Annotated in this window: 9 protein-coding genes; 3 read left to right on the top strand and 6 right to left on the bottom strand. The window is 46.7% G+C overall.

Annotated features, from left to right (window positions below; genetic code table 11):
* Nucleotides 1-71 precede the first annotated feature (71 nt).
* The 3 genes from QUA57_RS27020 to QUA57_RS27010 all read right to left on the bottom strand — a co-directional run bounded on the left by QUA57_RS27020 (nt 72) and on the right by QUA57_RS27010 (nt 3,147).
* Nucleotides 72-194, bottom strand: a complete 123-nt coding sequence (locus QUA57_RS27020; RefSeq protein WP_333251472.1) for a nucleotidyltransferase domain-containing protein — start codon at nt 192-194, stop codon at nt 72-74.
* A gap of 904 nt (nt 195-1,098) precedes the next feature.
* Entirely contained in the window at nt 1,099-1,629 is a 531-nt protein-coding gene (locus QUA57_RS27015; protein ID WP_333065126.1) for a hypothetical protein, read from the bottom strand.
* A gap of 180 nt (nt 1,630-1,809) precedes the next feature.
* Nucleotides 1,810-3,147, bottom strand: a complete 1,338-nt coding sequence (locus QUA57_RS27010; RefSeq protein ID WP_333251470.1) for a zinc metalloprotease — start codon at nt 3,145-3,147, stop codon at nt 1,810-1,812.
* Nucleotides 3,148-3,588: 441 nt separating this feature from the next.
* Between QUA57_RS27010 and QUA57_RS27005 the strand changes: the two genes are divergently transcribed.
* The 3 genes from QUA57_RS27005 (at nt 3,589) to QUA57_RS26995 (ending at nt 8,327) form a co-directional block, all read left to right on the top strand.
* Nucleotides 3,589-5,511, top strand: a complete 1,923-nt coding sequence (locus QUA57_RS27005) for an ABC-F family ATP-binding cassette domain-containing protein (RefSeq protein ID WP_333064940.1) — start codon at nt 3,589-3,591, stop codon at nt 5,509-5,511.
* A 684-nt stretch (nt 5,512-6,195) separates the two neighbouring features.
* Nucleotides 6,196-7,437 (top strand): hypothetical protein, encoded by a 1,242-nt coding sequence (locus QUA57_RS27000; protein ID WP_333064938.1) that lies wholly within the window; start codon nt 6,196-6,198, stop codon nt 7,435-7,437.
* A gap of 314 nt (nt 7,438-7,751) precedes the next feature.
* Nucleotides 7,752-8,327: a TIGR04376 family protein gene (locus tag QUA57_RS26995; RefSeq protein ID WP_333040388.1), complete on the top strand. Its 576-nt coding sequence runs from the start codon at nt 7,752-7,754 to the stop codon at nt 8,325-8,327.
* A 593-nt stretch (nt 8,328-8,920) separates the two neighbouring features.
* Here the strand turns inward: QUA57_RS26995 and QUA57_RS26990 are convergent.
* The 3 genes from QUA57_RS26990 to QUA57_RS26980 form a co-directional block, all read right to left on the bottom strand.
* Nucleotides 8,921-9,928 carry a pirin family protein gene (locus tag QUA57_RS26990; RefSeq protein ID WP_333064937.1) on the bottom strand — a complete coding sequence of 336 codons (1,008 nt, stop codon included), beginning with the start codon at nt 9,926-9,928 and terminating at the stop codon, nt 8,921-8,923.
* Nucleotides 9,929-9,972: 44 nt separating this feature from the next.
* Nucleotides 9,973-10,188, bottom strand: a complete 216-nt coding sequence (locus QUA57_RS26985) for a hypothetical protein (RefSeq protein ID WP_006631949.1) — start codon at nt 10,186-10,188, stop codon at nt 9,973-9,975.
* Between the two features lie 592 nt (nt 10,189-10,780).
* On the bottom strand, nt 10,781-11,179 hold a 399-nt coding region (locus tag QUA57_RS26980; protein WP_333064935.1), incomplete at its 5' end, for a CHAT domain-containing protein.

The raw sequence follows: 11,179 nt of genomic DNA, 5'->3' as shown, positions 1-11,179 counted from the left end.
TTTTTTTCTAATTAACTATTTTTATCGATTTTATCATGATCTTACCTCTGTCTCACATTTATTTGAAATGACTATAGCAGTGCTTCGAGTTCTTCCTGGATTTGGGCGCGATCGAGTAGACCCCAGTTGGCTGTGGGGGCAAAAGCAACTAGGATATCGATGTCGCTGTCTGCATGAAAGTCGTCACGAAGGATCGAACCAAAGAGGGATAGTTCGAGGATTTGCCACTGTTGGCAGAATTTGTTGGTTTGGTCAATTGGTAGGGCGATCGCGGTTTTAATTCAGCCTCCTCAATCTTTTGGCAAAATCTTTATCGCTTCGTAAATAATGCCCTATTCATCGCAGAGCGTAATAGTCTGTGCCATAAATAAGCTTAGGAAATTTGGGCATCTTCTAGATTGTGATGAAGCATATCTTGATATAAAGACTCTGCTACACCCTGATCAGCTCAATCGAGATCATCGTGTTTGACTACTCGGAAAAGAGTAAAAATAACTTGCCAAAAAACTGGAGCTTCGTCAACTGCCCAAATTACCCTTATTGTTCAAGAAACCGTTAGTGTGTACAGTGAAGATTCATAACCATTAATATTTGACGGTAGGTGAAGACGGCGCAGCTTACGATAGACATCAGCTTTTTGAGTTGCGAAGAGGCTGGCGCAATCGTTGATTTTTTGAATTACTGCTGCTTTTTTATCTTCACTCTATTTAGCAATATCTTTCTCAAAGCCCCTTATTGACTCAATTAAAATATCCACGTTAGGAACCGCGTTAATTTCATCTCTGAGCTTTTTCATAGCTTTTTTCCTTATCTTCCCACCTACGTGCAACTAAGCCAAAGGCTGTCAATCCGTCCGGTGCATCCGTTTGTTAGACGAAAGGCTCAGATATAGCATTTTCTAAACGCCTATATCCACTATCTCATGCGTTCCGAATCGCATTTCATTCTCATAATTCTATCAGGGTACTCACTGACTTGTAAGTAAGTCGGCGCTTTAAAACGCAACTATGTAAACGATGTAAAGTGTCCAAATGCTCTCTACTGCCTGACTTAAGCCTATTTACATACTGTTACATTATTCGGTTTAATCCCGCCTACCTACTTACCCCCTGCTGTTTGTCTGACCTTGAGAATCTGCTCATCGCATTCCAGGATTGTCAATGTATACGATGAAACGGATTGATTTGGAAATTGAACTTCTACCATATTTGTGTTCTGAATACTCCATCGACCAGGAACTCCTAAGCTTCTATCCGTGGCACCAATCTGGTAGCGAATAAATTCTCCGTTCTCGCGGAATTCGAGTCCTTCCCGACCGCGCGCGGGTGGAAACGGGTAGTCCTTGGGACGATACACAAGGATGTCTGCCCGATCTTCTTCGCGAGAATGTGTCCATCGTCTAAAAATTTGGCTTGGTAAGGTCATGGCGGCTACCTGAACAATAGTGAGTGGAGTAATGCTGGCATTATGTTCAACTTGTGAAGAAGCAGAGATAGCGTGGGGTAATGAAAGTATGATGCTCAAAATATATAAGCCAATTAAAGATGATAGAGATCGCAACAGTCGTTTATTCATTAAACGAGTCAATTTTGCTATGAATCTCCAGATATCCATGATTTTGCTAAACATGGCTATTGCTATCAATGAGTTTTTGAAGAGGCTTATCCAGTAATTTAACAAAAGTTGCCATATTTTTGTTTCGATGCAATACCTGAAGCTATCTTTCTTGTGTCAGTGACTTCCATCAGAATCATCAAACTAAGCCAGACTGGCAAACATCCGGCTTAGCTAACACAATCTCTGGAAGCTCTACTCTGATATACCTATGCTACTGCTTATTTTGGCGGTAGCTGGATTGTTGTCTAGCTTCTGCCAACCTGGACAGTTATCTCCCGAACATGGAGTTCCTGTGTACTTCCAAATCGCACCACCGCTGTGGAGTTGGTAGAGATTATTGCCACTTGCTGCAATTGCAACGGTAGCTGGATTGTTGTCTAGCTTCTGCCAACCTGGACAGTTATCTCCCGAACATGGAGTTCCTGTATACTTCCAAATCGCACCACCGCTGTGGAGTTGGTAGAGATTACCATCGCTGGCGGCAATTGCAACGGTAGCTGGATTGTTGTCTAGCTTCTGCCAACCTGGACAGTTATCTCCCGAACATGGAGTTCCTGTATACTTCCAAATCGCACCACCGCTGTGGAGTTGGTAGAAATTATCGTCGCTGCGTGTAGTACCAAGACTAGCTCGTTCGTTATCTAGCACGGCTTGCATTCGCACAACTTGCCCTGTGGTAAACATGAACATACCCGCATCATCGGTGTAGTCCATATAGTTCATGAACAAATCACCGTTGGGACCGTTACTACAGGTTACATGGGGAAAACTGGGGAGACCAGTGTTTGGTCCTGCTTGATTGGGTGTATCATTGACAAAATCACTACCGTTACACCCATTGCCATCGTCTCCCCAAATGTGGCGCAAATTCAGCCAGTGTCCAATTTCATGGGTTGTAGTTCTGCCTAAGTTAAAGGGCGGGGCTGCCGTGCCGATAGTACCAAAGGCAGTATGGGTGATTACTACACCATCAGTGGCACTAGGACCACCAGGGAACTGAGCATAGCCCAGCAATCCGCCATTCAGGGAACACACCCAAATGTTTAAGTAGCGATCGCTCGCCCACGGATTCGCACCACCTGTCGCCACGGATTTGACGCGATCGTCATCAATAAATCCTGTGGCAGTAGTGGTTGTTCGAGTAATGCCATTAGTGGGGTTGCCATTGGGATCGGTGGTTGCTAGGACAAACTCAATTCGGGTATCTGCTGCCAATGACTGAAAAGCAGCCGGGAGTGAGACAATATCTGGGTTTTGCTTGCGAAAGTCGCGATTTAAAACATCAATCTGACTGCGAATTTGTGCTTCTGAAATGTTTTGTTCAGGAATGCTGGGGTTATGAACAACGTGAACAACCACAGGAATCACTGTGATGCCAGTTCTAGCTGCTTCAATTCCGCGTCGTGCGTATTGCAGCGAGCGATTCTCAATTTCCCGTCGGTTTCTAGCATAGGTTAGATCAGTGGTTAAAAGTCGATAGTGGACACTCATCGTGCCACAAATGCGTTGTTGGGGCAATCCGGCTGTCATTTACTTGACTCCTTTTTACTAAGAAGTGGAGTTGATAGTGAAATTTGTAATTTCGAGCAAACAAGACAGGTCGAGCGAGGACTCTGATCAAAAAAGCAATCATTAACTTGGATTTATAAGTCATACCTTAACTCAATATTCCGGACAGTTTTTGGAAAGATACTACAAGCTTACGCGGGGCAAGGATCATAAAAAGTCGAATTCAATGCCGCGTCAGGGGTGGAGCTGACATTGATTTAATGACTCATAGTGGCTCAAAGTCAAGCGAGCATAAGCCATTGGGCCATATAAAAACAGTCCGGACTATTGTTAACTTAAAAACTGAACAAACTATCGATGAAGTTTATATAATTTATCAATCCCAGCAGCTTTTTCCAGCGATTTGCAGCGGAGTGCGAAGACCAGCGTTAAACTAAGCTAGGTAAATGACTTTCTATACAGATGACTATTTTTACTCTACGATCGATCAAAAAAGACTTCGGCATCAAGGAACTCTTGACAGATGCCAGTTTCAGCCTCGATGAAGGGGATAAAGTCGGACTCATCGGCACTAACGGTTCGGGGAAATCAACGCTGCTGAAAATGATTGCCGGTTTGGAGTCGATCGACTCTGGCGATCGCTGGGTCAATCCAGGCTCTAAAATTGTCTATCTCCCCCAACAGCCGGATTTAGACGAAAATCACACTGTCTTAGAGCAAGTATTTGCCGACAGTGGCGAACAAATGGCTTTAGTGCGCGAATACGAGGAAATTTCCGCTCAATTGTCCCACGGCAAAGGCGATACCGACAAGTTGATGGCGCGTCTGTCTGCAGTGTCTGAACGCATTGATGAGGTGGATGCGTGGGATTTGGAAACCAAGGCGAAATTGATTTTGACCAAGTTGGGGATTCAGGATTTTGATGCGAAAATTGGCGATTTGTCCGGCGGCTACCGCAAGCGAATTGCCTTAGCAACCGCGCTATTGTCGGAACCCGAAGTGTTGCTGATGGATGAACCGACAAACCACTTGGATGCGCTGTCTGTGGAGTGGTTGCAGAACTATTTGAACGGCTATCGCGGTGCTTTGCTGCTGATTACGCACGATCGCTATTTTCTCGATCGCGTTACCAATCGCATCCTGGAGATCGATCGCGGCGACCTTTACAATTATGCTGGCAATTACGCTTATTATTTGGAGAAAAAAGCCTTAGCTGAAGAATCCGCCGCCAGCACTGTTCGCAAACACGCGGGTGTATTGCGGCGCGAATTAGAATGGCTCAAACGCGGGCCGAAAGCGCGGAGTACCAAGCAAAAAGCTCGGATCGATCGCATTAAAGATATGCGAGCCCAGGAGTTCAAAACAGCCAACGGCAAAGTCGAGATTGCGACAGCGGGCCGCCGGATTGGTAAGAAGGTGATTGAGTTATTGAATATCTGTAAAGCCTATGGCGATCGCACTTTAATTAAAGATTTTACCTACAATTTCACACCCGAAGACCGGATTGGAATTATTGGTAGCAACGGTGCGGGAAAATCGACGCTGATGGATATCATCACCGGACGCATTCAGCCGGATTCGGGTACAGTCGAAATTGGCACAACCATTCATATCGGTTATTTTGACCAGCATTCAGAGGATTTGACGCCCAACGAAGACCAGCGAGTTATTGAATACTTGAAAAGCGTGGCGGAATTGGTGCAAACGGCGGATGGGGAAATCATTACCGCTTCTCAAATGTTGGAAAAGTTTCTGTTTCCGCCGAACCAACAGTATGCGCCGATTAACAAACTTTCGGGCGGGGAAAAGCGCCGGTTATTTCTGTTGAAAGTGCTGATGAGTGCGCCGAACGTGCTGATTTTGGACGAACCGACAAACGACCTGGACGTGCAGACTTTGGCGGTTTTAGAGGATTATCTGGAAGATTTTAACGGCTGCGTGATTGTGGTGTCCCACGATCGCTATTTTCTCGATCGCACGATCGACATGGTTTTCGCCTTGGAACCGGGCGGCAATTTGCGTTTGTATCCCGGCAATTATTCCGTGTATTTAGACTACAAGAAAGCCGAAGAAGCCAAGGAAATCCAAGGGCAAAAAGAAAAAGAAAAACTTACACGCCCGGCTGAATCTAACACTTCAAAATCCCCCACTTCCACTCAAAAATCTACCAAAGTTTCCTTCAATGAAAAGCGGGAATACGAACAATTAGAAAATAAAATTCCGCAGATGGAAGCTGAAAAAGAAGAGATTGAGAAGATTTTGTACAACAATGCTCCCACCGGGTTTGCCGAGGTGAAGAAGTTATCGGATCGTTTGGCTCAGTTGACGCAGGAGATCGATCGGGCGACTGAGCGCTGGTTGGAATTGGCGGAACGGGTGGGTTAATTTGGGTTGTTCGAGTGTTGTCTTTAGCTCCTGCTCACCATGACAGGAGCTAGAGGAATTATGGCTTAAAAAATTCATCCTGAAACGAATATATATTGACAAATTTCAATATTTTTTTATTTTTGTATTACAAATAGTTTTGTAAAAAAAAATATTAGGAATAATGCTTATTTAGCCGACAATTTGGCAAGCTTTGACAATTTATTACCTAAGTGTGATGAAGCTATAGTACTCTTAAAGTTATAAAATCGGTTGCTTGTTACTACGGTCAAGCAATACTCACCAACAAACTTAAGACGAGTAAAAGTCTGAAATCCTTGTTAAAGCTGTAAGGCGATCGCAAACAGCGCCAAAAAACCCGCTTTTTTTGCGAGCCTCAAGTAAAGCTGTATGTCAAAAACTGTGAAGACCCGGAGGGTGGGGTTGACACAGGCAGTAGAATATGCAGTAAAAGTCAGCGTAACCAAATAAGACTGGCAGCAGAAAACAGGGGCGAAAAGGCCCAAAACAGGTAAAACAAAAGTCGATCGGGCAAAGTAAGTTGGCCGAGGACTAAAAATATGGTGATGAGTGAGATACAATTGACCTGTTCCGAGCCAAGAATTGGTCAACATCACAAGTATCCTGTAGAAGTCAAAAGTTAACAGTCTCAGGGTTGTCGAGCAGCGCGAATCAGAGAAAACTATGCCTCAAAAAGTAATCGCCAAACAGATGTCTTTGGAATCAGCGTCCGATCCGATCTCCGTGGTTGCGACCGTCGAAACAGTGCCAGCCGAAGCAGTGGCAGTAGAGTCCTACGCCGATCGGTTGATGGACGAACTGTTTGAAGGAGTCGATCGAGCATTCGACGGCAACGACGGACTGCCATCGGAACCAGTGCAGCCTGAATTCGTGGCGCTCAAATCTATCTCTGTACCTCAAATAGTTTTGTCGCAGTTGGCACCCCCCCAGCCGCAGGGGGGCGAAAAAGACGTAGAAGCGATCGCCCGCCAAGTCGCCCTAGAAACAGCCAAAAAACAGCAGTCTAAACAATCGTTCGACAGAATCCTGCTGGGAGCAGCCTGTGGGTCGCTGCTGCTAGTCATGGGCTTGTGGCTCGCAAGCAGGTCGGGACTGGTGCGCTTGCCCGCCGCCCCCGCACCACAGACACCTGCAGCAAGTGGCAAAACAGCACCAGATACCCCGTTTGTCGAATATGTGCAGCGCTCCCTAGAAGCGATCGAACAAAAAAAAGCACCCCAAGCTAACCCCCAACTTGCAGGAGTTCCCGGAGCCCCCACCCCAGGGACACTGCCGAGCATTCCAATTTCCGGCGCGCCGCCGGCAACCGCAGGTCTTTCTACAGCAGTCAACCGCATTGCTAATGCCCTCGAACAAGCTGCCTCGCAGCCGGGAGCACCAGCACCTCAAGTCGTAGTAATCCCTCCCCCCGCTCAGGTGACTGTGGCTCCGGCGGCTCCGGTAGCTGCTGCTCCGGCGGCTCCGGCTGCTCCTCAAACCGCTGCCGTTTCCCCCTCGCCTGCTGCTCCAGCCTCGGGTCGTGCGATCGCCGCTGCAGGCACTCGAGATCCCCTCGCCGCTTCCCCTTCCCCCTCGGAGTCTCCCCAGCCAAAGATTTTGGCTCGCGAAACCGAACCGGCACCAGCGCCCCCAGCAGCAGCCCAGCAATCCGCGCCCGCGCCCGCGCCCGAGCAATCCGCACCGGCCGTCAGCAGCGCCCCGACTTCCGCGCACACGTTGGTAGGAATTTTGGAGTTGGGCGATCGATCGGCTGCTTTGTTTGAAGTAGATGGCGTAGCCCGCAGAATTTATGTCGGCGAAAGCATCGGCGCTAGCGGTTGGACGCTGGCAGAAATCAAAAATCAAGAAGCCGTTATCCGCAAGGGAGGAGATGTGCGATCGGTTTTTGTGGGCCAAAAGTTCTAATCAGTTATCAGTCATTAGTCATCAGTCATTAGTTATGAGTTAGGTCATCGGTAATCAGTAATGGGCAGCGCTCGGGCTGTATATCACGAGCAGTGAAAACAGTTATAATATAGGAACCGCCAAGACGTTCTTAATGGCTGAAACCATTGCTCTTATTACTTCTTGCTTCTATCCGTTAAATCGGTTACCCAATTCGTTGCCGAACTTTCTTCTGCTATAACTAACAACTCAGAATCAATAATCGAGCTCCAGTGACTAAGAACCAATGACTAATAACTAATGATCAATGACTTATGACTGAGGAATTATAAAAAATGGGCTTATTTGATGATTTCAGCCGCTTTCTAGAAACCAGATTAGAAGAATTTTTGCGTAGCAACCCCCATCTGGAATTGCAGGCAATAGAAGAACAACTCAAGGAACAAGAAGAAGACACTCTGCGGCTGATTCTCGATATCCAAAAACAAGAGAAAAAACTGCAAGCCGAAATTCTCTCCGCCGCTCAAGAAATTCAGCGCTGGAACGATCGCATCAACAAAGCTAAAGCTGCTCAAAGGCTTGATTTAGCTCAAGCCGCCCAAGAGCGGCAAGCAGCTTTGCTGCGTCAGGGAAATCAGCGCTGGGGTCAAATGCAAGGCTGCAAAGAACGGATTGAAAAAGCCAAAGAACTGTACCGCCAGATTCAAGTACGGCGAAAAGAAGTCCGAGCAAAAGCGGCAGAAGCTGCAACTCGAACTACCACTAAAACAGAGCAGAATTGGGATACAAAGGGTTGGAATCAGAGTTCAAATTATAACAGTTTTAATGCGGCCGATCCTTTAGAAGAAAAGTTTCAACGCTGGGAAGCAGACGAAGAACTCGATCGAATGAAGCGGAATATAGGCCGATAGTTACGAAAGCATCCCAATCCTTTAGGGACGGGTTCACCGGGAGGTCGGATTCCTAATGCAAATATTCGTCAACCCCCCATACGCTGCGGTATGGCGCTTGCTCGCTCAGACTTGATACAGCGTATTCCAGGTTTGTGAAGTGTAGGGACACGGCAGTGCCGTGTCCCTACGGCGAGCTAACTATAGGCGGGTGTACTTCATAAATGTGGAATATGCTGTATAATTACCATCGTGAAATTATAGAGCCAATTAATAAATCATAAAAATAATACGGGATGCGGGAAACAAGCGAGACTTTAGTCTCCAGAGGCAAGCGACACGGGGGACTGAAGTCCCCGTGTTCTTTCTTTCTTAGTTAGCCGAATGGTGTGGATCTTCTATATATTTTTTCGGCGTTGCTAAATACAGCTATGAATTCTAGATTTCGGAATGGCTATAAGCCAAGTAGGGTGAGTGTTTTAAGTTCCGAGAAAAGTAGATTCATGCCGTGAATCAGCAACGCCAAATTTGGGAATAATATGCGTGAAGATTAGAGTAAAAAACACAGATTCTGAACCAACAAACAGTTTTTTAATTTAAATCGCTGCGGTTATTTACAACGGTTGCTCTGCTTGAGAAGGTGGCTCTTCTGGCAGCGGAATAAACTCTGTCTCTTGAGGAACCTGAGCAAACCGTCCCTCTCTCCAATCGAGTTTAGCTTCCTCAATGCGCGAGTGGCGACTCGAAACAAAATTCCACCACTTATGCCGCTCACCAACAGGTTCACCGCCAATCACAATACAACGAGCCTTGCCTGAAGCAGAAATGTTTACTTCTGTGCCTGAATTTAGAACTGCCAACCGATGTTGTTCCAGAGGCACTCCATCGATCGCAAGCCCCTCTGTTACGCTGTAAACCGCCTGTTCGCTGTAATGGCCCGGTAAGGTAAATTCTCTTCCAGCAGTCAGTTGCACGTCCAGATAAATCATGGGTGAAAATATTTGAACTGGGGAAGTACGACCATAGGCTTCACCGGCAATTAGAGTGAACGAAACTCCTGCATCCTCCCAAACAGGCAGCTCAGAAGCCGGATGATGCCGAAACCAAGGGTCGGTTTCTTCATATTCATCGGGAAGGGCTATCCAGGTTTGGATGCCATGCAGGATGGCTTCTTTGCTGCGCTCGTCGTCAGGCGTGCGTTCGGAGTGGACAATGCCTCGCCCTGCTGTCATCCAATTCACCGCACCGGGACGGATTTCTTGAACGCTGCCCACACTATCGCGATGCAGCAAAACACCTTCAAACAGGTAGGTGACGGTTGCTAAATTGATGTGCGGATGCGGTCTGACATCCACGCCCCGGCCGGGTGGAAACACCGCAGGACCCAGATGGTCAAAAAAGATGAACGGGCCTACCAGTGCTAGAACGTCTGAGGGAAGCAAGCGACGGGCTTGGAACCCACCCAAATCTTGAATGTGTGGCTCAATGAGATGCTGGATGGTATCCGTCATAATGTTTATGAAGTTGCGAACGCTAATTGTGTATGTCAAAAGTGCATTATACAAAAAGCTATGCTTGTAGAGGGCGATCGCAATATCAGTGACTGGTCTAAACTTTCTCAATCGAAAGCTGTTGTAGAGTGTCGAGTTCTCAACGAGCTTTCTGCTTACGAGACGATGGAGAGTTCATCACTGACTTGAATCCGACCTTTGACCAGGGAGCGAATAAGACGATCTAGTGAGCCACGTTCTTCTTCACTGATCGACTCATCGAGGATGGCGGCCATCATGCCGTAGCGGTCAGCTTTGGTAACGCGGTGAGTATCGGTGACAGTGGCAATTAATTCGTTGATAGCGCCGGGGAGAAGATTAACTGGAGACATGGGATTGTTTTGAACTCGACACCTTAATCATCTCGTGGTTTCTCTTAAGAGCCAGTGATGGTGCTGGTTTTTTTCCGTGATAATACTGAAAATATTCGGTGAACCAAGTCCGTGTAACCAGTGATCGAAGTCACAACATTGAAACCTATGCAGCGGTGGAAAAATTACAACCCACCTTCCGCCCTTTGAGTATCACACCGTGATAATTTTCGTCTTGCACGAGTCTGAACTTCCTGCTGTGCAAAAGTTTCAGACCTTCATAGGAAGAACTGCCCCTTCTTCAACCAATTCTCAACAAGTAACGACAGTTGACTTTTTATTTCCTCAAAATTGATGCAAACCTCATGGCTTGGTCAAAAATACCTGAATGTGACAGTCATATCCAATCCGCCCTTCATTGGAAATATTCATCTCTCTTCCCTTCCTCTGTATCCTCTGCGTCCTCTGTGGTTTAATCCTTCCGATATAACCGGAATTGATATCAAAAGGCCGGACGTGGGGTGTAAGACACCAGAAAAATGATAATTCGGCACAATAAATAAGGAAGAGCAGGTATTAGGTCTCTTGACGACACGAAATCAGCTTTTCCGGGTTAACGTTTCTCTGCTTCGCCAATGAGGGTAAAAGCGGCCCAATCTACAGGATTAGGATGTTTGACCAATGTCACCAGCATGGCTTTCCGCAGGGCTTGGGCAATATCAGGCGTTAGTTGCATCTGCCGATAAAATTCCGCCATCAAGTCGGCTGTTGATTCATCAGATACTGACCACAGAGAAACTACAACACTCGGAACGCCTGCTGCAATAAACGAACGTGATAAACCAATGATGCCATCACCTGTAATACGACCGCGACCCGTATTGCAAGCACTCAAAACAACAAGTTCGGCATTCAATCTCAAATTGAAAATTTCGCTAGCAGTGAGTAAACCACTGTCATCCTTGCTTGGGGCAAGTGCGATGACTCCAGGTACCCCCAATCCCTCCACGTC

This window comes from Microcoleus sp. Pol7_B2 (assembly GCF_036701035.1).
Classification (GTDB): domain Bacteria; phylum Cyanobacteriota; class Cyanobacteriia; order Cyanobacteriales; family Microcoleaceae; genus Microcoleus.
This window is presented reverse-complemented; position numbering and strand designations above follow the sequence as displayed.